This is a genomic window from Aeromicrobium flavum (genome assembly GCF_007992115.1).
GTDB classification, from domain to species: domain Bacteria; phylum Actinomycetota; class Actinomycetes; order Propionibacteriales; family Nocardioidaceae; genus Aeromicrobium; species Aeromicrobium flavum.
In genome coordinates this window covers 482,157-506,059 of the sequence record NZ_BJZQ01000001.1, presented here as the reverse complement: position 1 = coordinate 506,059, position 23,903 = coordinate 482,157, and the positions used below count along the sequence as shown (strand labels likewise).

At 67.4% G+C, this 23,903-nt stretch carries 25 protein-coding genes; 13 read left to right on the top strand and 12 right to left on the bottom strand.

Annotated features, from left to right (window positions below; translation table 11 throughout):
* Positions 1 to 126 precede the first annotated feature (126 nt).
* Genes AFL01nite_RS15550 through AFL01nite_RS02490 form a run of 3 tightly spaced genes read right to left on the bottom strand, consistent with a single transcriptional unit; the run spans position 127 to position 4,014 of the window.
* Positions 127 to 228: an acyl-ACP thioesterase domain-containing protein gene (locus tag AFL01nite_RS15550; protein ID WP_246119551.1), complete on the bottom strand. Its 102-nt coding sequence runs from the start codon at positions 226 to 228 to the stop codon at positions 127 to 129.
* Positions 225 to 3,761, bottom strand: coding sequence for a chromosome segregation protein SMC (gene smc, locus AFL01nite_RS02495; protein ID WP_146825502.1), 3,537 nt, complete (start codon positions 3,759 to 3,761; stop codon positions 225 to 227). Before smc ends, AFL01nite_RS15550 begins: the two co-directional genes overlap by 4 nt.
* A gap of 52 nt (positions 3,762 to 3,813) precedes the next feature.
* Positions 3,814 to 4,014, bottom strand: a complete 201-nt coding sequence (locus tag AFL01nite_RS02490; protein ID WP_146825501.1) for a hypothetical protein — start codon at positions 4,012 to 4,014, stop codon at positions 3,814 to 3,816.
* A 112-nt stretch (positions 4,015 to 4,126) separates the two neighbouring features.
* Here AFL01nite_RS02490 and AFL01nite_RS02485 point away from each other — a divergent pair, with 112 nt between their 5' ends.
* On the top strand, positions 4,127 to 4,633 hold the full coding sequence (locus tag AFL01nite_RS02485) for a PH domain-containing protein (RefSeq protein ID WP_146825500.1): 507 nt from the start codon (positions 4,127 to 4,129) through the stop codon (positions 4,631 to 4,633).
* A complete protein-coding gene (locus AFL01nite_RS02480; protein WP_146825499.1) occupies positions 4,617 to 6,020 on the top strand; it encodes a PH domain-containing protein in 1,404 nt (467 codons plus the stop codon). Before AFL01nite_RS02485 ends, AFL01nite_RS02480 begins: the two co-directional genes overlap by 17 nt.
* Here AFL01nite_RS02480 and dusB read toward each other — a convergent pair.
* The 3 genes from dusB to AFL01nite_RS02465 are packed head-to-tail and all read right to left on the bottom strand — an operon-like array spanning position 5,915 to position 8,981.
* Positions 5,915 to 7,051 carry a tRNA dihydrouridine synthase DusB gene (dusB, locus tag AFL01nite_RS02475; protein WP_371862809.1) on the bottom strand — a complete coding sequence of 379 codons (1,137 nt, stop codon included), beginning with the start codon at positions 7,049 to 7,051 and terminating at the stop codon, positions 5,915 to 5,917. The two genes, AFL01nite_RS02480 and dusB, sit on opposite strands and share 106 nt — an antisense overlap.
* Entirely contained in the window at positions 7,039 to 7,596 is a 558-nt protein-coding gene (locus tag AFL01nite_RS02470) for a hypothetical protein (protein ID WP_146825498.1), read from the bottom strand. Before AFL01nite_RS02470 ends, dusB begins: the two co-directional genes overlap by 13 nt.
* A complete protein-coding gene (locus AFL01nite_RS02465; protein WP_146825497.1) occupies positions 7,596 to 8,981 on the bottom strand; it encodes a glycine--tRNA ligase in 1,386 nt (461 codons plus the stop codon). The genes AFL01nite_RS02470 and AFL01nite_RS02465 overlap by 1 nt, the downstream gene beginning before the upstream one ends.
* Positions 8,982 to 9,115: 134 nt before the next feature.
* Between AFL01nite_RS02465 and AFL01nite_RS02460 the strand changes: the two genes are divergently transcribed.
* The 7 genes from AFL01nite_RS02460 (at position 9,116) to AFL01nite_RS02430 (ending at position 13,783) form a co-directional block, all read left to right on the top strand.
* Complete coding sequence (locus tag AFL01nite_RS02460; RefSeq protein ID WP_222593351.1) at positions 9,116 to 10,015, top strand: metal ABC transporter substrate-binding protein; 900 nt, start codon at positions 9,116 to 9,118, stop codon at positions 10,013 to 10,015.
* Entirely contained in the window at positions 10,012 to 10,788 is a 777-nt protein-coding gene (locus AFL01nite_RS02455; RefSeq protein WP_186813780.1) for a metal ABC transporter ATP-binding protein, read from the top strand. The genes AFL01nite_RS02460 and AFL01nite_RS02455 overlap by 4 nt, the downstream gene beginning before the upstream one ends.
* Positions 10,785 to 11,615: a metal ABC transporter permease gene (locus AFL01nite_RS02450; protein ID WP_146825494.1), complete on the top strand. Its 831-nt coding sequence runs from the start codon at positions 10,785 to 10,787 to the stop codon at positions 11,613 to 11,615. The genes AFL01nite_RS02455 and AFL01nite_RS02450 overlap by 4 nt, the downstream gene beginning before the upstream one ends.
* Positions 11,608 to 11,997: a Fur family transcriptional regulator gene (locus AFL01nite_RS02445; RefSeq protein WP_146825493.1), complete on the top strand. Its 390-nt coding sequence runs from the start codon at positions 11,608 to 11,610 to the stop codon at positions 11,995 to 11,997. Before AFL01nite_RS02450 ends, AFL01nite_RS02445 begins: the two co-directional genes overlap by 8 nt.
* Positions 11,985 to 12,848 (top strand): 3-methyladenine DNA glycosylase, encoded by an 864-nt coding sequence (locus tag AFL01nite_RS02440; protein WP_146825492.1) that lies wholly within the window; start codon positions 11,985 to 11,987, stop codon positions 12,846 to 12,848. The genes AFL01nite_RS02445 and AFL01nite_RS02440 overlap by 13 nt, the downstream gene beginning before the upstream one ends.
* Positions 12,849 to 13,044: 196 nt before the next feature.
* Positions 13,045 to 13,314, top strand: a complete 270-nt coding sequence (locus AFL01nite_RS02435; protein ID WP_146825491.1) for a hypothetical protein — start codon at positions 13,045 to 13,047, stop codon at positions 13,312 to 13,314.
* Between the two features lie 34 nt (positions 13,315 to 13,348).
* Positions 13,349 to 13,783: a GNAT family N-acetyltransferase gene (locus tag AFL01nite_RS02430; protein ID WP_146825490.1), complete on the top strand. Its 435-nt coding sequence runs from the start codon at positions 13,349 to 13,351 to the stop codon at positions 13,781 to 13,783.
* A 7-nt stretch (positions 13,784 to 13,790) separates the two neighbouring features.
* Here the strand turns inward: AFL01nite_RS02430 and AFL01nite_RS02425 are convergent, their stop codons facing one another.
* On the bottom strand, positions 13,791 to 14,732 hold the full coding sequence (locus tag AFL01nite_RS02425) for a hypothetical protein (RefSeq protein ID WP_146825489.1): 942 nt from the start codon (positions 14,730 to 14,732) through the stop codon (positions 13,791 to 13,793).
* 37 nt (positions 14,733 to 14,769) lie between these two features.
* Between AFL01nite_RS02425 and AFL01nite_RS02420 the strand changes: the two genes are divergently transcribed.
* Entirely contained in the window at positions 14,770 to 15,678 is a 909-nt protein-coding gene (locus AFL01nite_RS02420) for a carbohydrate kinase family protein (RefSeq protein ID WP_146825488.1), read from the top strand.
* Positions 15,679 to 15,819: 141 nt separating this feature from the next.
* On the opposite strand, the gene AFL01nite_RS02415 is transcribed toward AFL01nite_RS02420, so the two are convergent.
* The 3 genes from AFL01nite_RS02415 to AFL01nite_RS02405 form a co-directional block, all read right to left on the bottom strand.
* Positions 15,820 to 17,463 (bottom strand): LA2681 family HEPN domain-containing protein, encoded by a 1,644-nt coding sequence (locus tag AFL01nite_RS02415; protein WP_146825487.1) that lies wholly within the window; start codon positions 17,461 to 17,463, stop codon positions 15,820 to 15,822.
* 457 nt (positions 17,464 to 17,920) lie between these two features.
* Positions 17,921 to 18,403, bottom strand: coding sequence for a hypothetical protein (locus AFL01nite_RS02410; protein WP_146825486.1), 483 nt, complete (start codon positions 18,401 to 18,403; stop codon positions 17,921 to 17,923).
* Between the two features lie 246 nt (positions 18,404 to 18,649).
* Entirely contained in the window at positions 18,650 to 19,531 is an 882-nt protein-coding gene (locus AFL01nite_RS02405; RefSeq protein WP_146825485.1) for a hypothetical protein, read from the bottom strand.
* Between the two features lie 597 nt (positions 19,532 to 20,128).
* On the opposite strand from AFL01nite_RS02405, the gene AFL01nite_RS02400 reads away from it, so the two are divergent.
* Both AFL01nite_RS02400 and AFL01nite_RS02395 read left to right on the top strand, forming a co-directional pair.
* A complete protein-coding gene (locus AFL01nite_RS02400; protein ID WP_222593350.1) occupies positions 20,129 to 20,623 on the top strand; it encodes a DUF6998 domain-containing protein in 495 nt (164 codons plus the stop codon).
* 149 nt (positions 20,624 to 20,772) lie between these two features.
* Positions 20,773 to 21,057, top strand: a complete 285-nt coding sequence (locus AFL01nite_RS02395) for a hypothetical protein (protein WP_146825484.1) — start codon at positions 20,773 to 20,775, stop codon at positions 21,055 to 21,057.
* A 572-nt stretch (positions 21,058 to 21,629) separates the two neighbouring features.
* Here AFL01nite_RS02395 and AFL01nite_RS02390 read toward each other — a convergent pair.
* Complete coding sequence (locus tag AFL01nite_RS02390; protein ID WP_146825483.1) at positions 21,630 to 22,235, bottom strand: hypothetical protein; 606 nt, start codon at positions 22,233 to 22,235, stop codon at positions 21,630 to 21,632.
* Between the two features lie 225 nt (positions 22,236 to 22,460).
* Complete coding sequence (locus tag AFL01nite_RS02385) at positions 22,461 to 23,036, bottom strand: hypothetical protein (protein WP_146825482.1); 576 nt, start codon at positions 23,034 to 23,036, stop codon at positions 22,461 to 22,463.
* 206 nt (positions 23,037 to 23,242) lie between these two features.
* On the opposite strand from AFL01nite_RS02385, the gene AFL01nite_RS02380 reads away from it, so the two are divergent.
* The gene (locus tag AFL01nite_RS02380) at positions 23,243 to 23,812 is read left to right on the top strand and encodes a hypothetical protein (RefSeq protein WP_146825481.1); all 570 of its coding nucleotides are present in this window, start codon (positions 23,243 to 23,245) and stop codon (positions 23,810 to 23,812) included.
* The last annotated feature ends 91 nt before the right edge of the window (positions 23,813 to 23,903 follow it).

Below are 23,903 nucleotides of genomic sequence, written 5' to 3'. Positions count from 1 at the left end.
ACACGAAGCGCTACTGGTGTCGTTCCCGGCTGATACGACTCACCCTGACTATCTGCAGTTCGCCTTGCAATATAGACCGTATTCGCCCATGTCGACCGTCGTCACGTCTGGTTGACTTTCGCCCCGTTAGTACGAGTAGTACTTCACGTTGTTGACGTGGCCGTAGACGTCCTCGTCCTCCCACCGGGTCGAGATCGTGTACGTCCCGGGGCGATCGGGTGAGGTCACGCCGACGCCTCCTCGCGCAGGCGCTGGCTGATGACGGCCGAGACGCCGTCGCCGCGCATCGTGACGCCGTAGAGCGCGTCGCAGACCTCCATCGTGCGCTTCTGGTGCGTGATGACGATGAGCTGGGAGTTGGCCCGCAGCTCCTCGTAGATCTCCAGCAGGCGGCCGAGGTTGGTGTCGTCGAGTGCCGCCTCGACCTCGTCGAGGATGTAGAACGGGCTGGGACGGGCCTTGAACAGCGCCACGAGGAACGCGACCGCGACCAGCGAGCGCTCGCCGCCGGACAGCAGCGACAGCCGCTTGACCTTCTTGCCCGGGGGCCGCGCCTCGACGTCGATGCCGGTGGTGAGCATGTCGGACGGGTCGGTGAGGATCAGGCGACCCTCGCCACCGGGGAACAGCCGCGAGAAGACGTCGTTGAACTCGCGCTCGACGTCGGTCCAGGCCTCGGTGAAGACGCGCTCGACCTGCTCGTCGACGTCGGCGACGATCCCCAGCAGGTCCTCGCGGGTCTTGCGCAGGTCGTCGAGCTGCTCGGACAGGAACTGGTGGCGCTCCTCCAGCGCGGAGAACTCCTCCAGCGCCAGCGGGTTGACCTTGCCCAGCATGGCCAGCTCGCGCTCGGCCGTCTTGAGCCGCTTGGCCTGCTCGGCGCGGTCGTACCGGATCGGCTCGCCCTCCCCCTCGCCCTCGATCACGGGGACGAGCTGGTCGGGACCGTACTCGGCCACGAGGGTGTCGGGCTCGACGCCGAGCTCCTCGAGCGCGCGCTCCTGCAGGCCCTCGAGGCGCAGCCGCAGCTGGGCGCGGGCCATCTCGTCCTTGTGGACCGAGTCGGTCAAGCCGGCGAGGTCGGACGACAGGCCGCGGACGGTGGAGCGGGCCTCCTTGAGGCGCTGCTCGCGGTCGGCGCGGGAGTGCTCGATCTCGACCCGGGCGCGGGTGGCGTCGGCGTACGACTGCTCGAGGGCCGACATCGCGGTCTCGGCGGCGCGCAGGACTGCGGTGGCGACCTCGGCCTCGCGGCGGCGGCGCTCGGCGCGGATCCGGGCGCGTTCGCGGGCCTCGCGCTCGGCCTCGGCGGCCTGCAGCAACGAGGTGACCTGGGCCGTGAGCGCCTTGGCCCGCTCCTCGGCGGTGCGCAGCGCCAGTCGTGCGTCGGTCTCGGCGCGACGGGCGGCCGAGGCCTGCTCGGCGAGCTGCTCCATCTCGGTGGTGTCGGGCTCGACGTCGGGCGCCTCCTCGGCGGCGGCGAGACGCTCCTCGAGCTCGGTGAGTCCGGCGACGTCGCGGTCGCGGGCCTCCTCGGCGGCGACGATGGCGGCCTGGAGGCGCTCGGCCTCGGCGGCGGCCGACCGGCTGGTGGTGCCCAGCTGGGCCAGCTTCTCGGCCACGGCCGACATCGACGCGTCGGACTCGTGCAGGCGGGCGAGCGCCGCGTCGACCCGGTCCTGGGCGGTCTCGGTGGCGGCCTTGGCCTTCTCGGCCTCGAAGCGGAGCGACTCGAGCTCGCGGCCCGTGCGCTCGATCGTGTCGGCGGCCTCGTCGACCGCGGCCGTCACCTCGATCAGGCTGGGGGTCGACGTGGACCCGCCCTCGGCGAAGTGCGCGCCGATGCGGTCGCCGTCGGCCGTGACGGCGGTGACGTCGGGCAGGTCGGACACGAGGCGGCGGGCGTCGGCGAGGCTCTCGACGACGGCCACCTTGTGCAGCAGGCGGCGCATGGAGCCGCGCAGCTCGGCGGGCGCCTCGACCAGCGACTCCGCGTAGACGGCTCCGGCCGGCAGGGCGGGCCATCCGTCGGTGGAGACGTCGCCGGATCCCAGCAGCAGGCCGGCGCGGCCGAGGTCCTCGTCACGCAGCAGGTGCAGGGCGTCGATGGCGGAGTCGACGCGGTCCACGGCCACGGCGTCGGCGGCCGAGCCGAGGGCGGCGCCGACGGCGGCCTCGTGGCCACCCCGGACGGTGATCAGCGCGGCGAGCGAGCCGAGCACCCCGTTGAGCCGGTCGGACGCCGCGAGCAGCGCACCCGAGCCGTCCTTGCGGTTGAGGCCCAGCTCGAGGGCCTCCTTGCGCGCGGTGGCCGTGGCGAGGCGCTTCTCCAGCTCGTCGCGGCGGGTGGCGAGCTCGGCGACGGCGGCCTCGGCGGTGCCGAGCGCCTCCTCGGCCTCCTCCAGCTCCTCGTCGAGGCCGGACTCGCCGGCGCTGAGCCCGGCGATCGTGCTCTCGAGGGCACTGAACTCGTGCTGGGACTCGTCGGCGCGCTGGCGGGCCTCGGCCTGGGCGGCGGTCAGCCGGCCGATCTCCTCTCCGGCGGCGGCGGCCCGGCTCTTGAGGCCGTTGACCTGGCCGTGCAGGCGCGCGAGCCCCTCGCGGCGGTCGGCGGCGGCCCGCAGCAGGCCGGCGATCCGACGTTCCTCGACCGAGTAGGCCGCCTCGGCCTTGGCGCGGTCGTCGATCGTGGTCTGCAGGGCCTCGGCGGACGTCGTGACGTCGGCCTCGAGCTCGACGAGCCGCTCCTGCGCACGTCGCGCGTCGGCCTCGAGCTCCTCGGGATCGCGCCCGTCGACGCGGTCGTCGGTGGCGTCGGCGGCCAGCCGGATGCGGTCGCGCGCCAGGTTGGCGGTGCCGTTGAAGCGCTCGCGCAGGCTGCCGAGCGCGTAGACGGTCTCCTGGGCGCGGCTGAGCAGCGGGGCGTCGGCGGCCAGCGCCTGCTCGAGCTCGGCCTCGACCTCGCGGGCGTCGGCGAGGGCCTTCTCGACCTCCTCGCGCCGGGTGCGCAGCGCGGTCTCGTCGGCCAGCTCGGTCTCGATCGTGGTGCGGGCGGCGACGATGTCGTCGGCCAGCAGCCGGGCGCGGGCGTCGCGGACCGTGGACTGGATGCCGGCGGCGCGGCGGGCGACCTCGGCCTGGCGGCCCAGCGGCTTGAGCTGGCGGCGCAGCTCGGTGAGCACGTCGTTGAGGCGGGTCAGGTTGTCCTGCGTCGCGTCGAGCTTGCGGAGCGCCTTCTCCTTGCGCTTGCGGTGCTTGAGGACGCCGGCCGCCTCCTCGACGAAGCCGCGCCGTTCCTCGGGGGTGGCGCGCAGGACCGAGTCGAGCTGGCCCTGGCCGACGATGACGTGCATCTCGCGGCCGATGCCGGAGTCGCTCAGCAGCTCCTGGACGTCGAGCAGCCGGCAGGTGTTGCCGTTGATGGCGTACTCGGAGCCGCCGCTGCGGAACATCGTGCGGCTGATCGTGACCTCGGAGTACTCGATCGGCAGGGCGCCGTCGGTGTTGTCGATCGTCAGCACGACCTCGGCGCGGCCCAGCGGCGCGCGGCCGGCGGTGCCGGCGAAGATGACGTCCTCCATCTTGCCGCCGCGCAGGGTCTTGGCACCCTGCTCGCCCATGACCCAGGACAAGGCGTCGACGACATTGGACTTGCCGGAGCCGTTGGGGCCGACGACTGCGGTGATGCCCGGTTCGAGCGCCAGGGTCGTCGACGAGGCGAAGGACTTGAAACCCCGCAGCGTGAGGGTCTTCAGATACACGACGTCAGCCTAGTGCCTGCGATGGCGGCCATCGCAGGGGAAACGCCGCGGGTCAGCGAGATGCGGACTCGAGGAGCTCGGCGAAGTCGCCGTCGTGAGCGGTCTCGGCGAGGCGCGCGAGGAGGCCGTCGTTCTCGGCCTTGAGTCGCAGCACCTCGTTCTCGAGGTCACCGATCCGGCGACGCAGGACGGCGGTCTCGTGAGCATGCTCTGCGGAGGGAGCCCCGAGGTGGCCGAACAGCGCTTTGGCCATGATCATCCTTTGCGAAGGAGGAGGTGGAGTCGTACGGCAGCACGAAAGGCTGCGTCTATCAGTGTCTCACCGCACCGGCGGCAGGGTCAACCGTGCCCCTAGGGTGTGAGGCATGCGTGAGGACCTGTTCACCAGTCCGGCGGGCGTGTGGACCCCGATCTCCCCTCGACTCGCGACGGCGCGCGGCCTCGTCGGGTCGGCGTGCGGGCTGTTCCTGGTCCTCGTGTCGCTCGTGCTGTGGCTGCAGCTCGCAGACCTCGTCGACGGCTGGGCGTGGCTCCTGTGGCTCCCCGGCGCTCTCGGCCTCGCGCTGACGGCCTGGGTCTGGTGGTGGGCGCCGCGCAACCGGCGTAGCTGGGGCTACGCCGAGGACGAGGACGACTTCGTCGTGCGCGGCGGCATCATGTTCCGCCGGCTCGTCGTCGTGCCCTACGGCCGCATGCAGTTCGTCGACGTCCAGTCCGGCCCGTTGGCGCGCGCCCTCGGCTTCGGCACCGTGACGCTGCACACCGCCTCGACGGCCACCGCCGCGGCGATCCCCGGTGTCCCGCTCGACGAGGCCACCCGTCTGCGCGACCGGCTGACCGATCTGGGTGAGGGTCATGGCGCCGGCGTCTGAGGCGCACCGCACCCACCCGTTGAGCGCCCTGCTGCAGGGGCTGATCTGGGGTGCCGGCGTGGCCGTCGCGCTGGCGTGGCAGCTGCTCGACTTCGACGATCTGCAGTGGTGGGCCCTCGCCTCGATCCCGGCGGGCTTCCTCGGTGGCCTGGCCGCCGGCTACGTCAGCTGGCTCTTCACGCGCTACGTCATCGACGACGCGGAGATCCGGGTCGAGCGCGGCATCCTGTTCAAGTCCTCGCGACGGATCCCCTTCGAGCGGCTGCAGTCCGTCGACATCAACGAGCCGCTCATCGCGCGCCTCGTCGGGCTGTCCGAGCTGACCATCGAGATGGCCGGCGGGTCCGACTCGCGCACCCGCCTGCGCTTCCTCACCCTGGTCGAGGCGCGCCGGCTGCGCCGGCTCCTGCTGACCCGTGCCCACGGCGGCTCCCCCAGGGACGAGACCGGCGAGCTCCCGCCCGAGGAGCAGCGCGTCGTGCTGCACGTCGTGCCGCCCGACCAGATCATCTACGGCACGCTGCTGTCGCTCGACTTCGTCGGCACGGTGCTGGCGACGCTCGGCTCGGTGGTGGCCGCGTTCCTGCTCGAGGACATCGGCTGGGCGCTGCTGCCGCTGATCCTGCCCGCCTCCTGGGCCGTCGTGCAGATGATCATGACCCGGATCGTCGCGCAGTGGAACTTCACCCTGTCGCGCGGCGAGCGCGGGCTGCGGATCGAGCGCGGGCTGCTCAGCCGCAGCTCGCAGACCATCCCCTACGACCGGGTCCAGGGCGTGGGCGTCGTCGAGCCGATCGTGTGGCGCCGCTACCGCTGGGCCCGCCTCGACGTCGACGTCGCCGGCTACGGCAACCCGGGCGAGAGCGACGGTGGAGTCTCGACCACGACGCTCCTGCCGATCGCGCACCACGACCTCGCGATGCGGATCGTCGAGGAGCTCGTGCCCGACCCCGAGCGCGGCACCACCGAGCCCGTGCGCCCGACGCATCGCTCGCGACTCTTCGCGCCGATCGGCTGGCGGTACCGATCGCTTGCCGCGACCGCGCACACCGTCACCACGGCCACGGGCTGGATCACGCGGCACCGGTCGATCGTGCCGCACCACAAGGTGCAGTCCGTCGAGTTCTCGCAGGGTCCGCTGGAGCGCCGCCGCGGCGTCGCGAGCGTCGAGGTGCACACCCCCGACGGACCGGTCTCGGCGCAGATCAAGCACCTCGACGCGGCCGTGGCGCGCACCGTGACCTTCGAGGAGGTCGAGCGCGCCCGGTTGGCCCGACGGACTCAGCCGCCGCTGGCGGCGTCCTCGGCCGACGCGTCCATCGCGCCGACCATCTCGCGCGAGTCGAGCCAGCCCTCGGGCAGCACGACCTTCCGCGGCGAGCCCTGACGCCCGCGCGGCACGCCCAGCTCGCTGACGGGGAACGGCTCGGTCGGGTCGAGGTCGGCCAGCAGCTCGTCGAGGGCGCGCAGCGAGCTCACCTTGCCCAGCTGCTCGCGCACGCTCGAGCCCGCCGGGAAGCCCTTCAGGTACCAGGCGACGTGCTTGCGGAACTCGACGCAGCCGCGCTCCTCGCCCAGCCACTCCCCCAGCAGCTCTGCGTGGCGGCGCATGACCGCCATCACCTCGCCGAGCGGCGGCAGCGTGGCGACGGTGCGGCCCTCGAACGCGGCGGCCAGGTCGCGGAACAGCCAGGGCCGGCCCAGGCACCCGCGGCCGACGACGACCCCGTCGCAGCCGGTGTGCTCGACCATCGCGAGGGCGTCGGACGCCTCCCAGATGTCGCCGTTGCCCAGGACGGGGATGTCGACGGCGGCCTTGAGCTCGCCGATCGCGTCCCAGTCGGCGCGGCCGCTGTAGTGCTGCGCGGCGGTGCGGCCGTGCAGGGCGATCGCGGCACAGCCGGTGTCCTGCGCGATGCGCCCGGCGTCGAGATACGTGAGGTGGTCCTCGTCGATGCCCTTCCGGGTCTTCATCGTGACGGGCACGCCGTAGGGCTCGGCGGCACGCACGGCCGCGGTGAGGATCTGGCCGAGCAGCGTGGCCTTCCACGGCAGGGCGGAGCCGCCGCCCTTGCGGGTGATCTTGGGCACCGGGCAGCCGAAGTTGAGGTCGACGTGGTCGACGCCGTGGTCGGCGCACAGGATCTCGACGGCGCGGCCCACGGTGTCGGGATCGATGCCGTAGAGCTGCACCGACCGGACCTGCTCGCCCTCGGCGAACGTCAGCATCGAGAGGCTCACCCGGTCGCCCTCGACGAGCCCGCGGGTCGTGATCATCTCGCACACGTAGAGTCCCGCGCCCTGCTCGGCGCAGAGCCGGCGGAAGGCCACGTTGGTGACGCCTGCCATGGGCGCGAGCACCACCGGCACGTCGACGTGGACGTTGCCCAGGTCGAGCCCCTGCGTCATCGTCGCCATCGGACCGCCGTCGTGACGCCGCCGGGCTGGAAGTCGACGGACTCGACCGCCGTGCCCCGCGGCACGAAGAACAGCAGGCAGCCCTTGACGCTGCCGGCGGCCGGCAGCGTCTTGCCGACCCGGGGCGCCTCGCAGCGCGTGAAGCCGGCGGGAGCGGCGGTCGGCGGGACCAGCACGTCACCGGCGACGTGGAGCCACCACGGAGGGCCGGCCGGGAACGACGCGACCGCCGGACCGCGGTTGGCCACCATGACGCGCACGTAGTACGGATCCATCCCGGCCGGGACGCGGTAGAGGGCCAGGTGCTTGCGCGGCGCCTTCGTCACGGTCGTGACGCCCAGGGCCAGCGCCGTTCCGGCCTCGTCGTCCGCGCTGGGGTACGCGACGGCCAGGCTCTCGCCCAGCTTCTTCTCGGTGCCCGGCTCGGACAGCGTGAGGCCCTGCGGCACGGCGAAGCCCGGCTCCGGGGCAGCGTCCTGCTCGGCCTCGCCGCCGGAGCAGGCGGCGAGGGCGAGCAGCAGGGCGACGGCCGCGATCCGCCGCATCAGCAACCGATGAGGCGCGACGCGAGGTAGCCGCTGACCTGGTCCAGGCCGATGCGCTCCTGCGACATCGAGTCGCGCTCACGGATCGTCACGGCGTCGTCCTCGAGCGTGTCGAAGTCGACCGTGATGCAGTACGGCGTGCCGATCTCGTCCTGGCGGCGGTAGCGCTTGCCGATGGCCTGCGCGTCGTCGAAGTCGACGTTCCAGTTCTGGCGCAGCTCGGCCGCGAGGTCGCGCGCCTTCGGCGAGAGGGCCTCGTTGCGCGACAGCGGCAGCACCGCGACCTTGACCGGCGACAGGCGGTGGTCGAGCTTGAGCACGGTGCGCTTGTCGACGCCGCCCTTGGCGTTGGGCGCCTCGTCCTCGGTGTACGCGTCGACCAGGAACGCCATCAGCGAGCGGTTGACGCCGGCTGCCGGCTCGATGACGTACGGCGTCCAGCGCTCGTTGTTGGCCTGGTCGAAGTACGACAGGTCCTGGCCCGAGTGCTTGGCGTGCGTCGACAGGTCGAAGTCGGTGCGGTTGGCGACGCCCTCGAGCTCACCGAACTCCGAGCCGGCGAAGCCGAAGCGGTACTCGATGTCGACCGTGCGCTTGGAGTAGTGCGAGAGCTTCTCGGCCGGGTGCTCGTAGAGGCGCAGGTTGTCGGGGTTGACGCCGAGGTCGGTGTACCACTTCAGGCGCGTGTCGATCCAGTACTGGTGCCACTCCTCGTCCTCGCCGGGCTTGACGAAGAACTCCATCTCCATCTGCTCGAACTCGCGCGTGCGGAAGATGAAGTTGCCGGGCGTGATCTCGTTGCGGAAGCTCTTGCCGATCTGGCCGATGCCGAACGGGGGCTTCTTGCGCGACGAGGTCATGACCTGGCTGAAGTTGACGAAGATGCCCTGCGCCGTCTCGGGACGCAGGTAGTGCATGCCCTCCTCGGACTCGACCGGGCCGAGGAACGTCTTGAGCAGGCCGTTGAACATGCGCGGCTCGGTCCACTCGCCGCGGGTGCCGCAGTTGGCGCAGACCAGGATCGACATCTCGACCGCGTCGGGGTCGTCGAGGCCGTGCTTCTCGGCGTACGCCTCCTGCAGGTGGTCCTGGCGGTAGCGCTTGTGGCACTGCAGGCACTCGACGAGCGGGTCGACGAAGGCGGCGAGGTGGCCGGAGGCCTCCCACACGCGGGTGGGAAGGATCACCGAGGAGTCGAGGCCGACGACGTCGTCGCGGCTCTGCACCATCGAGCGCCACCACTGGCGCTTGACGTTCTCCTTGAGCTCGACGCCCAGGGGCCCGTAGTCCCAGGCGGAGCGGGTGCCGCCGTAGATCTCGCCGCACTGGTAGACGAAGCCGCGGCGCTTGGCGAGGCTGATGACGGTGTCGGTGACTGAGGCCATGGGGGGAAATCCTGTCCGGCTGGATGTCGGCGGGCCGATGCGTGTCGTCGTGACGAGACGCGCCCGAGGTCAACCGCTCACGATACCTCAGCACGATTTGACAACGGTTCTCACTCTTCCTGACAATGGTTGTCATGAGGCTCCTTCCCGCGCTGACCGCTGCCGCCCTGTCCTTGTCCCTGGCCGCGTGCGGCGCGGATGCCGAGGACGACGGGCGCGTCCAGGTGGTGGCGTCCTTCTACCCGGCGCAGTTCCTGGCCGAGCGGATCGGCGGCGGCGACGTGGCCGTCACGACGCTGACGTCCCCCGGCGCCGAGGCCCACGACCTCGAGCTCACCGCCAAGCAGGTCGTGAAGGTCAACGAGGCCGACGTCATGGTCTACCTCTCCGACTTCCAGACCGCGATCGACGCCGCGCTCGAGGACGCCGACCGCGAGGACGACTCCACCGTCGATCTCGCACAGGACGTTGCCGAGGTCGAGGCCGGCGACCACGAGGGCCACGACCACGGCGAGGAGGACCCGCACGTGTGGCTCGACCCGGCCAACATGGTGACCGCCGCCGGCCACGTCCGCGACGCGCTGATCACGGCCGACCCCGAGCTCCGCGAGGTGTTCGAGGCCAACGCCGCCGAGCTCGTGGCCGAGCTCGAGTCGCTCGACGCCGACTTCACGTCCGGACTCGCCCAGTGCGACCGCAACGACTTCGTCACGTCGCATGCCGCGTTCGGCCACCTGGCCGCGGCCTACGACCTCGACCAGCTCCCGATCAGCGGCGTCGACCCGCAGTCCGAGCCCAGCACGGCCGCCCTGGCCGAGATCACCGACCTGGTGAAGCGCGAGGGCATCACGACCGTCTTCACCGAGCAGCTCGCGTCCTCGGCGCTCGCCGAGACCGTCGCCCGGGAGACCGGCGCGACGACGGACGTGCTCGACCCGATCGAGGGCCTCTCGGACGAGACGGCCGACGAGGACTACGTTTCCCTCATGCGCCAGAACCTCGCCGCCCTGCAGAAGGCGAACGGCTGCTCGTGACCACCACTCCTGTCATCGACGCCACGGGCGTCACCGTCGACCTCGGCGGCACTCCGGTGCTACGCGGGGTCGACCTGCGGGTGCTGCCCGGCGAGTTCGTCACGATCCTCGGCGCCAACGGCTCGGGCAAGTCCACGCTCGTGCGCGCGCTCGTCGGGTTGATCCCGCACCGCGGATCGATCGAGCTGTTCGGCACTCCCCTGGCTCAGTTCGGCGACCGCCGCCGTATCGGCTACATGGCCCAGCGTCCCGACATGTTCTCGGGCGTCCCGGCCACCGTCACCGAGGTCGTGCTCAGCGGCGCCCTGTCGCGCCGGCCGCGGTTCGGCTGGCCCACGCGATCCGACCGCGCCGCCGCGGCCGAGCTGATCGACCGGGTCGGCCTGTCCCGCCTCGCGAAGCGTCCGATCACCCACCTCTCCGGCGGCCAGCAGCAGCGCGCGCACATCGCCCGCGCGCTGGTCGCCAATCCCGACCTGGTCGTCATGGACGAGCCGATGGCCGGCATCGACGCGCACAGCGCCGAGGTGTTCGCCCGGTTGCTGGGCGAGCTCGAGGAGCGGGGCACGGCGATCGTCATGGTCGCGCACGAGCTGGGCCCGCTGGCGCCGCTGGTCGACCGCGCCGTGCACCTGGAAGGCGGACTCGTCGAGTACGAGGGACCGGCCCACGGCCCGGGCACCCACGACCATGCACACGACCACGCCCACAGCAGCGAGCCGGCCACCACGCGTCCGGTGCCCGCCGAGGGTCCCCTCGGAGGTCAGTCATGAGCATCCTGTCGCACGCCTTCATGCAGTACGCGCTGATCGCCGCGATCATCACCGGCCTCTCCGCACCCGCAGTGGGCACGTTCGTCGTCCAGCGTCGGCTGGCGTTGCTCGGTGACGGACTCGGCCACGTCGCCCTGACGGGTGTCGCGCTCGGCCTGCTGACCAACGTCGCGCCGCTGACCACCGCGCTCATCGTCGCGGTCGCGGGGGCGGTGCTGCTCGAGGTGCTGCGCAGCGTCGGTCGCACCAGCGGCGACCTGGCGCTCGCGATGCTGTTCTACGGCGGCATCGCGGGCGGTGTCCTGCTGACGAACCTCGCCGGCGAGAACGCGGCCACCCTGAACCGGTTCCTCTTCGGCTCGATCATCACGATGAGCCGCACCGACCTGGCGATCGTCGTCGTCCTGGGCCTGGTGGTGGTGGCCGCGACGATCGCCCTGCGCCCGCAGCTGTTCGCGTTGTGCCAGGACGAGGCGCAGGCGCGCGTCATGGGCATCCCGGTACGCCTCTACGGCATCCTCATCGCCGTGCTCGCGGCGGTGACGGTCACCGTCGCCATGCGGACCGTCGGCCTGCTGCTCGTCTCGGCGTTGATGGTCGTGCCGGTGGCGGCGTCGCAGCAGCTGACCCGCAGCTTCCGGTCGACGCACCTGGCCGCGATGGGGATCGGGTTGTTCTCGGCGGTCAGCGGACTGCTGGTCAGCTACCAGATCGACACCCAGCCCGGTCCGACGATCGTCATGATCGCCATCGCCGTGTTCGTCGTCTCATCCGTGACGAACGGCGTCCTGCACATGCGCACCCGTCAGGAGGCACCCCATGGTTGAGGCACCCCGCAACACCCGGCAGCGGCGGGCCGTCGCCGAGCTCATGGAGGACCTCGACGGGTTCCGCTCGGCCCAGCAGATCCACGCGCTGCTGGAGAGCCGCGACCAGAACGTGGGGCTGTCGACGGTGTACCGCACGCTGCAGGCGCTCGCGGACGCCGACGAGGTCGACGCGCTGCGCTCCGACGACGGCGAGACGCTGTACCGGCGGTGCAGCCGAGGGCACCACCATCACCTGGTGTGCCGCGACTGCGGGCGCACGGTCGAGGTCGAGGGCCCCACGGTCGAGCGCTGGGCCGACCGGGTGGCCGAGGAGAACGGCTTCGCCGACATCTCGCACACGCTCGAGATCTTCGGCACCTGCGCGTCATGCCGACCCTGAGTCGCTCCGACTGGCTGCCTCGCGCCGAGGCGCACCGTGAGCGCGCCCAGCAGTACACGGTGCCGCACCTCGCGAGGCGGGCGAACGGCGAGAAGCACCCGGTCGCGGACTTCCTGTTCGAGTACTACAACCTCTCCCCCGGTGCGCTGGAGCGCTGGCATCCGGGGTTGGGCGTGGGCCTGCTGGACGCGCCGGAGCACGCGGCGCTCGGTGCGTACGTCGAGGTCGACGGTGCGGTGACCGCGGATCCGAGCCGACTCGAGAAGCGCCTGCCCGGCCTGCGGTGGACGCGCGACCTCCTCGCCAACACGGCCTCGCGTCCGGCGCGGACCGGTTGCTTCGGCCTGCACGAGTGGGCGATGGTCTACCGCGATGCCGACGACCGCCGCCACCCTGCTCCCCTGCGCCTGGGCGCCGCCGGCACCGACGAGGTCGTCGAGTCGCACAAGCTCGCGTGCACGCACGTCGACGCGTTCCGCTTCTTCACCGACGAGGCGCGCCCGCTGAACATCGAGGAGCTGGGCCGCGAGCACCAGCTCGAGTGGGAGCAGCCGGGCTGCCTCCACGCCACGATGGACCTGTACCGGATCGCGTTCCGGCTGCTGCCGTTCGTGGAGTCGACGATCGTGCTGGACACGTTCGAGCTGGCGCTCGCCGTGCGTGAGGTCGACATGATGGCCTCGCCCTACGACCTGAGCGACCTCGGCTACGAGCCCATCGCCATCGAGACCGCCGACGGCAAGGCCGAGTACGTCCGCCGACAGCGCGGCTTCACGGAGGCTGCCGCTCCCCTGCGCGCGAAGCTGCTCGAGTCGATCGAGCACCTGCTCGCAGTTCCGGTGGTCGAGTAGCTCGCGAGCGAAGCGAGCGGCGTATCGAGACCACGCGTGTACCCGCTGGTCAAATAGCAGCGTATCGAGACCACGCGTGTACCCGCTGGTCGAGTAGCGGCGTATCGAGACCACACTTGCACCCGCTGGTCGAGTAGCTTGCGAGCGCAGCGAGCGGCGTATCGAGACCACATCCACATCCATGAAACCCTGAGCCATGGCTTCCGGAGCACGAGGCGACCACTGGCTCAGCGACGTGCTGCACCACGACGCAGCGGTCTTCGGTGAGCCCACTGACTCGCTCATCCGCGAGGTCGACCGCCTCGGTGGCTACCAACTTCTGAATGACCAGGCAGACCTCGGCCGCCGCCTCTCCCGTCTGAACCGCGCACAGAATGATGACCTGAAGGCCGTCACCCGCGAACTGCGCCGCCTCCGTGACTCACTGAGCAAGGAAGCCATCGCGACCGGCTGGGACGTCGAGTGAAGCGGCTCGTTGAATGGCTCACTAAAGTCGACCCGTGACGATCACCGCCCGCACCGGTCCCGAGCTCAGCGCCCGCGAGGTCTACGAGATCTGGCGCATCCGCGACGTCGTGTTCGCCGTCGAGCAGAAGTGCGACGAGCCGGACGTGGACGGCGTCGACCTGCGCGACGACTGCACCCACCTCTGGATCACCGACGACGACGGCATCGTGCAGTCGTACCTGCGCACGTACCTCTCCGACGGCGTCCGCAAGATCGGCCGCGTCGCGACGCTCGAGGACGCTCGCGGGAAGGGCCTCTCCGGCCAACTGATCCGCGAGGTGATCGCCCGCTGGGGCGACCAGAAGATCCGCCTCGGCGCCCAGGCCTACCTCGAGGACTGGTACGCGTCGTTCGGCTTCGTCACCACCGGCCCGCACTTCATGGAGGCCGGCATCGACCACGTGCCGATGACGCGCGAAGGAAACTGACGCCTCGTCACGCGAGCAGCAGCTCCCGGCGTGAGGCTTCGAGTCCACCCAACGTCGCAGTGACCCCGGCCGCCCGGGTGGCGAGCTCCCCCGCCACCGTGTCGACGTCCCTGAGGAGACCATCGATCCGAGTGGCGGCCTCGCGGATCCGTTGCCGCACCTGGTAGTCGCTGAAGATGTTGTCGAACCAGATGTCGAAGACCCGAGCGAGCTCGGTGATGCCGACTTCTCCCACGGCGTCGACGTTCACGTCAGCCAGCTCGGCACCCAGGTGGGCCAGCGCCGCGTCGGCTCGGCGCATCAACTCGCCGGCCTTGTCGAGCTTGTTGTGCTTGACCAGGTCGCCCACGAGACCACCGCCGAAGAAGGTGTCGTAGGTCGCCCAGGTGCCGGCGCTGCTGAGGTGCGCCGACGCCTCGGCGAGCGCCACCCGCGCGTGTGCGGCAGCCTCCACCGCCTCCTGCAACTGCACGGTTTCCGCCGCCAGGGCGCCTTGCCGGCTGGCGATCTCCGTGAGCCGAGCATGCGTGGTGGCCGAGGCCGGGTCGGCCGCGATCTCCCGCTCACGCTGGGCGAGCAACCGCGTGCGTCGATCCTCGAGATCTCCGATGGCGGCGAGACGCTCCGTGCGGTTGTCGACCTCCCGCTGCGCGGCTTGGCGCCGGCCGTCTGCTTCGGCAACGGCGTACTGGGCCGCCAGCTGCTCGGCTCGCTCGCGGGAGAGGTCCACGTCCCGCGTTCCGCGCAATCCGGCCAGGATGCGGGTCATCGAGTACGACTCGAGCTTCTCGACGTCTGCCGTCTCGGTCTCGAGCTTGGCCACCGCGTCCTGATGGCGGCGCTCCGCGTCGGCCAGTTGATCGTTGGCTGCCGCCAGTTGCAGCTGCAGGCCGTCACGCTCGGTCTCGAGTCGTGCGAGTTCCGTCAGCCCCTGGAGCGCCTCAGTCATGGCAGGAGGCTAGCGGCGTGGAGGAGGATGGTGTCCCATGAACGTCATTCCGCGCGCACTCGTCGTCGGCGAGGCGCTCGTGGACGTCACCCGCAAGCCCGACGGCACCGTCGCCGAGCACCCCGGCGGCTCGCCCCTCAACGTCGCGGTGACCATGGCCCGTCAGGGCATCGACACGACGCTGGCCACCCAGGTGGGCGACGACCGCTTCGGTGACCTGATCCGCGCCCACCTCGATGCGAGCGGCGTGACGCTGGTGAACGTCGGGCCGCCGGCGCCGACCGCGTCTGCCACCGCGGCGCTCGACGCCCGCGGTGCAGCCACCTACGAGTTCGATCTCCGGTGGGACCCCGAGCAGCTTCCCGACCCGTCCGGATTCGACCTCGTCCACGTGGGCTCGATCGGCGCCTGGATGGCGCCCGGCGCGGACACGGTCGCCGAGTTCGTGCGACGTGCTCATGCACAGGGCGTACCGGTCGGCTTCGACCCAAACATCCGTCCTGCACTCGCCCCATCGGCGGACGTCCTGCGCCGGCAGGTCTTCGACCTGGCGTCCGTGAGCCGTTTCGTGAAGCTGAGCGACGAGGACGCCGAGGTGCTCGCGGACGAAGACAGCGACGTGTTCTCGGTGCTTCGTGAGCTTGCGGGCTCTGGCCCCGCGATCACCGCCCTCACGCGCGGCGGCGAGTCGGCTCTCCTGACGTCCACCGACCAGCACGTCGAGGTGCGGGTGCCGCAGGTCAAGGTCGCCGACACCATCGGCGCCGGCGACACCTGGATGGGCACGCTCCTTGCCGAGTTGCTCCGCCACGACTGGGTGAACCGAAGCTCGTTCAGCGCCGACGACCTACGTAGGCTCGGCCAGGCAGCCGTCAGTGCCGCAGCGATCACGGTGTCGCGACCCGGTGCGGACCCGCCATGGCACGGCGAGTTCCTCCCGCACTGAATGCGTCATTCCGCCCAGATTGACGCCGGCCGCGGTCGGCCTGCAGGTACCGGATGAACGTGCGCGACAGAGTCCAGCTATCAGGCCTCCGCGACCCTTGTCACCTCACCGCCGCATGTCTGCCCGGACCAGGACTCTGAATCAGACGGGACCGTCATCCGCGGAGGGAGTCGCCTCATCGTTCCTGAACGAGGGAGGCGAGTAGGTCGCAGTGTCCAGGCGGCCATGCAGTCCCGGATGGTCTTCTTCTCGATTCCATTCGTCCACGAGGTCGACAAGGTACAGGTAGGCAGCTCGAGTCAGTTGGAGTGCTTGTACCGAAGATTCGATCAGATCGAGGAGGTCCATCGAACTCGTTGACCTCTGCGTCGCGCCTGAAGCGGTGCCGAGCGTTGCATGCACTATTCGGTGAGTACCGGCATTGCGGAGGCTTTGTGCTTCCGCGTACATGCCGTCCTTGCTGATATCTGACGCCAACTCGTCGAGTGCGTGTACGGGGAACGCGTATCCGTCGCTCTTAACGAGGCTCGTTCGAAGATCGCCTGATTTCTCGTGCCAGAACGATCTGAAGGTCACTGCCGAAGGTTTATCGTCGACCCCGAAATGTTCGTTAGCGACGACCGCTGTCTTGTCGAGGACGTCGAGAGCCGCTCGGTGCGCAAGTAGCAGCCGCGAGTACTTCGTACCGAAAAGCGACATGTCGAGTGTGTCGACGTAGTGACCGGAGTCGGACGGGAGTTGCTCGATGAAGACGTCCGCAATCTCTGAGATCGAAGAATAGGCGAGTTCACGGGCGACGATGAAGTCCGCTTTTAGAACGTTCAACTGTCGAAGAATCTCTGGAACGTCGGGGCTTGGATCGGTCGTGAACAGGCGATCAACTACGGCAGTGTCCCACTGGTCGGCCTCCGTTCCGAGACCCTCCACGGCAGGTGACAACGCTAGCCGATGTTGAGCAACCCATTCGCGGTATGGGTCGTCTAGGTGCATTCCATGATCGGTATGACCCAAGCTGCCCGTCTCTTGAAGCGACGCCCACCGATCCGCCACATCAGCAGAGGCAAACTCAATGGTTCCCGAACTGAGCTGCTTAGCCATTCGAACGTACTTGTCATACACCGCACCGAGGTGCCCGAGCTGTCCGACCCCACGCCCGAGTCGGTGCTGCAGCATCGAGGCGAGATTCCCCGCGGCGTTGCCGTTCGTCGGATCAGCCTCGAGCGAGCGCAGGTAGAAGTCGAAAGCCTCAGACCAGCGCCCGCTGTGATCGAGCTCGTTCGCAGGATTGAAGGCCGCGGCGGACTTCGTATGTGGATCGGATCGATCGGAGATCGCAATGAGGTACAACAACCTTCGCGCACGACGAAGCAGTGCAGCTTGCGACCTTCGACTCAGTATGAGTTGCGGTTCCCAATCCTCTCGTGCGCCTGGGCCGCGGGGAAGCGAGAGCGACGCTCTCTCAACGATTGCATTGGCCACGTTGTATTGACACTGCTTTTGGAAGGCAGTGTCCGCGTCCGCCAGTTCCAAGGCTCTCTCGGCCAAGTCCAGGCCTATCGTCAAGAGATCCTGATCTTGAAGATCGGAGGCAGCATTGATGGCAATCGAAGACGCTGAGAACGTGAGGTAACTACGTTCGAGCGGATCAAGTTGCGACATCGATTCGATCTCCCGAACGAACTCGATGGATTCGCGAAAAACCGACGTGGGATCGCTATCCGCGTTGCTCGTCTTTTGGGACAGGGCCTTGAACAGCTGTCGATACTCATCTGAAGGCTCGTCCATGACGCGAGGTTAATGCACTCGGCATCCGCCCCTTGCTCCCAAGAGTGAAGGCAGAACGCGCGTGACAGTGCGCTCGGGGGGCTTTTCTTGGCAAACGAACGCAGACCCCGAGAAGAGGGACCGCTCGTTCCGCCACGAAAGCCGCCCCCTGCTCCGCGGCGTCAGGTGGGACAGGGTCGATCTCAAGTCGGCGAGGGCCCTTGAGTCCATCGGCCGGCACGCGGATGCACTCCTACTTCGGGCGAGATGAGCCGAGTTACCGATCCACCACAGCAGATTCCTGGGTCTCGGCAATCTCCAACAGGTCACGATTGGCAATGCGAATTCCTCGCTGGAGAATACTCCCTAATGGACGTGCTGAGGCCTCGGGACAACGTTCAAGCGAACTGTGATCGTTGCATTATCCAATCCGCGATTACCACGTGCTGGCGACGTGCAGGGCCGTTCAAGTGCTGGACTAGTCGTTATCTAGTGCACCCCCCTTCTTAGGCAGGTCGCTGTATCCGAGTTCGTCCATCTCCGCGTCGATCCGCGCGACCGATTCGTCCCAGTGCTTCTTCATCTCGACATTCTGCTCCTGCAACTTCGGCAGTTGCTCATCCAGCTTCTTGGCCATCGTGTCGAACGACTCACCCGCGAGGTCGATCTCGACGTCGCCGACCTTCACGCGCATCGACTTGCCGTCGTGTCGATGGGCGATCTTCTCGAATAGCGTCGCCAATTGCCCAACGGCGTTGGTCTGGAAGATCCCAAAGAGAATGACGATCCCGAAGGTGACCGTGGCCGAGCGTTCGAGGGCTTCGCCGTGCTCAATGTCAGCAGCCTCCAACTCCTGCTTCAGCTCTGCAAGAAGATCCGGATGGACCTCAAGACGGATGTCGTCAACGCCGATGAGCGGGTTGGGCTTGAGAACGAAGTCGGGGCGCTGAGCGTGATTCATGTTCGGATTATTGGGGTACCGGAGTCGCGTCGCAACCACGGGTGCGTCGCGAACCGCGCCCCGGAGCAACCGGACTCCGACGTCATTCACGCGGGTCTAAGCTAGCGACAGTCGACCGGACGACCGGTATCCGAATGCACCATTGCAAGCGGCGTTGGTAGCCCTTCCGCTGCGAGCCGGACGAACGACCCCAGAAGGCGGACGACCGACCTCCCAACTCTGTTGCGCGTCCGTCGCTCGGACCACCTAACCCCGGGCGGATCTTCTGACTGCTTGCCTACGCCGCTTCGACTTCGCAACCCCAGGAACGGTGAAGTCGTCCGAGCGAAAATATGAACGCGCAAAATCAGTGATTGCTTGGGCTTGGGGCTCAAGATTCGGTGCCACGCTATTCCACTCGTTCCGAAACCCATCAAAACTCGCTCGGTCTAGCGCGTCCCTATTGGGATACAGCTCCGGCAGGGTTGGCGCCAGCCGCGAGAGAACTTCTCCGAGGGATGTGACGCGGCGATCGACTACTTCAAGGAACTCGTCGATCAACTTCACGCACGATGTCGGCAGCAGTGGGTCCTGTAAGTAGGCCTGAAGCGCTGCTTTGCGCTCAACCATCACGTCAGGTATCGGCATGGCGCTGTGACCGTAGTCAGCCCAACTTTTCACCAAAATCTCTTCGCTCGGCTCGGACTCCGTATCCAAACGCACATACTCGTTCGCGATCTCGAGGTCGGCCGGATCCATCAGCCACGTTCGACACTTCTCGTATGGGCGTTCGGTATCACTCCCCGGTTTACGGCGGAGGCCCAAGTGAGTCTTGGCATAGTTGTCCAGCATCAGGAAAATGTTCGCGGTGAAAAGCTCGTCGAACGCGAACTCATGGCGCAGCCCAATCTCGTCTTTTCCGACGAACTCCCCGAGCACTCGCGACATCGATTCGAGTTGGAGTTTGAACACCTCGGTATTCAGCGGCTGAAGAAGCGTCGACCTCGCATGCTTGTAGGTCAGAATTGTCACCGTCGCAACGACAATCCAGAAGCCAGTCTGAACAACTTCGGGAATCACTCCAAGGAACCCCTGGATCTGCGAACGACTAATGCTCGGGAGGTCGATGGCGTACTGCGCTCTCGTCACGGAACTTCGTTCCCTATCTCTACACACTCTCGGAAGGCGCGGCTCAGTGGCCACTCTGGATAATTGCGACTCGCTTGCACGAGGAATCTTCCCAGCAGGCGTTCTTCAGAGGTGTGCAGGCTGGCCACTTGGCCAAATCGGGGCTGTCACTTCACTGTTCGAGCGTAGAGGAGCGACCTCCAACGAAGCATCCGAACACATTCCCCATGGTCGGGTCTTTTCGCCGCGAGCGGAACTCGTGGGTGCGCGGACGCCGCGGCATGGCTCATCCGACCGCTACGCCGAGGGAGTGAATCGGAGAGCGCACACGTCGGTGGGCTCGCGTTGGTCCGTGTCCTCTTCCCAGATGCAGAAGGCGCGCCGCGTGAGGTTCCTCTGTCCTAGCTTCGGATGCGCTGAACGTTCGTGGGCGCATCGGGGACACGGATCGGTCACTGCGGAGTAGTCGTACGGCTCTTCTGGAGGCCTAGCAAAGAACACAACCTTAGGCTACGCAGCCCGGACGGATTCGCGCTCGGACCATGCGTCCCACAGCCGCGTGCGACGCATCCGCGCCATCTCCGCGGATCCAGGGCCTCTTGAACGCAGACTTGCGACATGAACTTGGCCGACATGAGCTCCCGCGCCCTACTCCAGACATACGCGTCCATTCTCACGGAACTCGTCGAGCGAGGAGTCACCCGATCCAGGAATGCACCAGTGGGCGACATCGCGGAGTTCCTTGTGGGCGTCGCCTACGACGGTGAGCTGGCTCCCCCTTCTGAGAAGAGCTGGGACGTGCGCGCGAACGACGGGCGGAGGATTCAAGTGAAGTGCAGGCTGGTCAGCACGGGCTCGACGCGCACGCAGCAGTTCTCGCCGTTTCGCAGTTGGGACTTCGACGTTTGCGTCTTTGTAACGTTCGATGCCTACTCGTACGACGTGATGCAAGCGTGGGAAGTCCCATCAGCTGGCGTTCAGGCGCTGGCGACGCCAGTGCCTCACGTCGGAGCAACCGCTGCTCGGGTGCACACCAAAACCCGTTTCGCCGATGTTACCGGCGCCATCGACGTGACCTCTCGGATCCGAGCAGTGATGGAGTATTTGGACTAACCAGGACTGGGCTCGGAAGAAGCTAGCCTCATAACGCCCGGCTGCGGGCGCACTCTCATGTCGATGAGCGCGCAGGTCCAAGCTGAATTTCGCGGGGTCGCTCGGCGAGCCTTCTGCGCTCTGTTGCTTGTCGTCGCGACAGTTCCGTCATGGTGACCAGACAGGCCCTCTCGCCAGCACTGGCGGAGGCAGAAATTAACAAGGCCATGGAAGAAGCCAACACGGCCGACCGCAAGGTCATGGAGATGCTGGACCGGCTGAGCGACGTCGAGGACGATCGCGGATCCTATACCTCCGACGCCGATTGGGAGGCCGCGGTCGAAGCCGCAGAACGAGAAGCCGAAGCCGCTCAGGAAGAGCGGGACAACGCCGAATCGAACTTCCAGAACGAGATGAAATACTGGAACGAGGATGTCGACGAGGACGACGACTGACGTCGCTCCTCACTGCCTCAGCCACCCCACCACCTCGCGACTGCCGCCTCATGGCAAGCGTCCCGCTCATGGCGCAGCGATAGCACGCGACGCTTCGGCACGCCCGAAATCTCACAGCCATGTACCGTCAGAAGGCCACTCGGGACGGATGCCGAACGCCAGGAGGAACCATGGGAGAGTGCATCAATTGTCAGCAGGACCTGGCTGGGAGCGATTTCACCCCAGCGTGGGCGGACGGCAGCAACTCTGAGGCTTACTGCGTATGTCGGCACTGCGGGACAAGGAACATCGTCGAGACGGGACAGGAGTAGACGAGCCTGAGATCGGTGTCTGGCCGCTTGTTGTCAAGGATCCGGGTTCCTTAGCATCCTGCGACGTTCCGGCGATGCCGCAGACAGCGTGCGACGCTGTGGTCTTCCGGTCTTCCCGCGATCCGTGCGGCTTCGAAGCTGAGTCTTAGCGCCGCGTAGCTTTAAGCAATCGGCAGTGTCATCGTGCCGCATCACACGGTCTCGTTCTTGGCGCTGTCCGACAACCGATTGGCTTGAAGTGCGACGCCCGTTTGGCGCCGATCACGTCTGAAGATGTGAAGATTTCTCTCTTGCTCGCTTGTCGAGCTTCCGGCGCTCGAGCCATCCCGAGGCAAGGTCACGGCGACCATAGGCAAGGTATGCGTCTTTCAGATCGTCCCGGACCGATTCATCTCTCTGGCTCGTCGCGTATGCCCGTCCAATTCGGGAGGTGTCTTCCGGAGCGATTAGCTCGAGTTGGAAGACCAAGTGTTCGATCTCTGTAACGAGTGAACTCGCGACTTGGCTGTGTTCCGCTTGCTTGTCGACGAGCGATTGCCAACCGCGCCGGTTCTCAGGGTCCAACGACTGGAGTTGTGCGTCAGACGGTCTTTCCGTTCCAAGATTCTCGACGTAAGGCCTGAGTTGTAGTTCGATTTCCTCCAGCCATAGATCCTGCGTATCGAGTTTGCCAACCTGCTCGAGAATCTTCGCGTAGAGCGTGCGGCGCTGGTCGCGCTCATCTAGGCGCCTGCTGTGCCGAGTCTGAAGCCAAACACCTGCGAGGCCAATCACGGCACCAACAACAACGCCGCCGAGACCGATGAGAGAGATAGCAGAATCCGACGCGCCTGCGTCGGCAGCAGTCTTTGCAGCAGGAAGCAACATGACCGGATCGTAGCGGCGGCATCCCTCGACGAGCTCGGCCGCTGCCGCCGGAGACCCGCGACTTGGCGACGGGATGTCTCTCCTTTGCAACTCAATTCGCCGAACAGATGCTTGAGATGCGTCTTATCGCCGCGAAGGTCGCACAAGGTCAGGTGGCGGCGTGATCTGTGCAGAGTCGGCTGGGCGGTCCCCTGCAGTGTTCGCTGCGTCTCGACATTCGTCTCTCTATTCCTCACCCCGGACGCTGGCACGAGATGCATTGACAGCGCTCACAGCGCGGGCCTTGAGTTCGACGAGGTCCACTCCGGCGCCGTCCATTGCCTCCTGCAGCAATCGCCGCTCCTCCGCCCGTTGGTTGGCTGCAAGCTCGAAGTTGAGGCTGTCGATGCCCGCTTCTTTGGCGTGACGGGCATCGCCTACGCGCACCATTAGAACCGGGTCATACAGGCGTGCTGGCGACCGAAGGCACTCGAGAAGCTCGTTCAGGGCGACCTGACATTGGTGCGATGCGAAGGCGACAATCTCCGGCCGAATCCCGAGGAGCTCGTCGTGAGTTTCGGGAATTGAGATGGCTAGTTCTTCCCACGCGTGGGGATCGCCGTTGGAGGCAGCGGTCACCGTGTCGTCCAAGTAGTTCGCGTGTCGGATTAGGCCGAACAGAGCCCCCGACTTCTGTTCCCAAGCCCGCTGCTCGTAGGACTGGCGAGCCTCGTGGTCCCGCTGCTTCGCGCCGTTCATGAAATTGAGAACCAACCCGCAGCCTGCGATCGCGGCGGAAGAAAGGACCGAAGCAATGGCCACTATCTCAGGCGACACAGTTCACCTCGTTTGATGAGCGCCACCGCGCGTCCTTCCGGTTGGCGTAAACACCGTTCAACCTAGTAGATGGAATCACTGATTCGGCGATTCATCGCTGCAGTTCATCGCCGGACGGATCGACACCTCGCAGTGCATCATTGGCGGGTGACCAACGCGATCGTCCTGACGCCGACCTTCCCTGAACCGGTATGACGCCCGAAGAGGCTGCCCTCGTGTGCCCAGATCACGGCGGCTACCTGAGCCACGCGTTCATTCACGAAGCCGCGCACGCCATTGTGGCGATCGACCGGGGCCTCCCATTCGTCCGGATCACAGTTGGCACCCCCGAGAGCTTCGATCCGGTTAGTCAGGGATTTGAGCTTGCTGGCGGGTTGTCCGTTCCCGAGCCGATCTCCGAGTGGATCCAACCGGAACCGATCGCCGCCTTCGAGATGATCATCGCGGGCAAGGTGGCCGAAGAGGCTTTCCTCGGGCACCACCTCGAAGCCGGTTGGCATGGTGACCTGGCGCTCTGGTGCCGTGGAATGGAGATGGAAAATCCCACTGTGCCACTCATTAAGGAAGCGCTTGGGACCTCCCTCGGTGAAGTTTCCGGCACGGGGAAGACTCATCTCGTCGCGCAGTACTCCCGGGTTCGCGCAATCATCACGGCCATGACCGGGATAGAAGAATCCGGTGCGACAGAACTCAGTTACGACGCAGGACCCTGGTCAATGGACCACGATGAGGCCGTCGTTGTGGCTGGCCCAGCGGTCTAACGGCTTCGCTCCCGGGGGTTGTGAACGGGCAAGACAACTAGCTCGAGGACTACCGGCACCCGGGTCTTTCCCGTTCACACGTCTGAGCCGT

Bases quoted from the DNA above. Each gene is read 5' to 3' on its own strand.
- AFL01nite_RS02490 (WP_146825501.1), bottom strand. From the start codon at position 4,014: ATGGCCAAAGCGCTGTTCGGCCACCTCGGGGCTCCCTCCGCAGAGCAT.
- AFL01nite_RS02485 (WP_146825500.1), top strand. From the start codon at position 4,127: ATGCGTGAGGACCTGTTCACCAGTCCGGCGGGCGTGTGGACCCCGATC.
- AFL01nite_RS02480 (WP_146825499.1), top strand. From the start codon at position 4,617: ATGGCGCCGGCGTCTGAGGCGCACCGCACCCACCCGTTGAGCGCCCTG.
- dusB (WP_371862809.1), bottom strand. From the start codon at position 7,051: ATGGCGACGATGACGCAGGGGCTCGACCTGGGCAACGTCCACGTCGAC.
- AFL01nite_RS02470 (WP_146825498.1), bottom strand. From the start codon at position 7,596: ATGCGGCGGATCGCGGCCGTCGCCCTGCTGCTCGCCCTCGCCGCCTGC.
- AFL01nite_RS02465 (WP_146825497.1), bottom strand. From the start codon at position 8,981: ATGGCCTCAGTCACCGACACCGTCATCAGCCTCGCCAAGCGCCGCGGC.
- AFL01nite_RS02460 (WP_222593351.1), top strand. From the start codon at position 9,116: ATGAGGCTCCTTCCCGCGCTGACCGCTGCCGCCCTGTCCTTGTCCCTG.
- AFL01nite_RS02450 (WP_146825494.1), top strand. From the start codon at position 10,785: ATGAGCATCCTGTCGCACGCCTTCATGCAGTACGCGCTGATCGCCGCG.
- AFL01nite_RS02445 (WP_146825493.1), top strand. From the start codon at position 11,608: ATGGTTGAGGCACCCCGCAACACCCGGCAGCGGCGGGCCGTCGCCGAG.
- AFL01nite_RS02440 (WP_146825492.1), top strand. From the start codon at position 11,985: ATGCCGACCCTGAGTCGCTCCGACTGGCTGCCTCGCGCCGAGGCGCAC.
- AFL01nite_RS02435 (WP_146825491.1), top strand. From the start codon at position 13,045: ATGGCTTCCGGAGCACGAGGCGACCACTGGCTCAGCGACGTGCTGCAC.
- AFL01nite_RS02425 (WP_146825489.1), bottom strand. From the start codon at position 14,732: ATGACTGAGGCGCTCCAGGGGCTGACGGAACTCGCACGACTCGAGACC.
- AFL01nite_RS02420 (WP_146825488.1), top strand. From the start codon at position 14,770: ATGAACGTCATTCCGCGCGCACTCGTCGTCGGCGAGGCGCTCGTGGAC.
- AFL01nite_RS02415 (WP_146825487.1), bottom strand. From the start codon at position 17,463: ATGGACGAGCCTTCAGATGAGTATCGACAGCTGTTCAAGGCCCTGTCC.
- AFL01nite_RS02410 (WP_146825486.1), bottom strand. From the start codon at position 18,403: ATGAATCACGCTCAGCGCCCCGACTTCGTTCTCAAGCCCAACCCGCTC.
- AFL01nite_RS02400 (WP_222593350.1), top strand. From the start codon at position 20,129: ATGAACTTGGCCGACATGAGCTCCCGCGCCCTACTCCAGACATACGCG.
- AFL01nite_RS02395 (WP_146825484.1), top strand. From the start codon at position 20,773: ATGGTGACCAGACAGGCCCTCTCGCCAGCACTGGCGGAGGCAGAAATT.
- AFL01nite_RS02390 (WP_146825483.1), bottom strand. From the start codon at position 22,235: ATGTTGCTTCCTGCTGCAAAGACTGCTGCCGACGCAGGCGCGTCGGAT.
- AFL01nite_RS02380 (WP_146825481.1), top strand. From the start codon at position 23,243: ATGACGCCCGAAGAGGCTGCCCTCGTGTGCCCAGATCACGGCGGCTAC.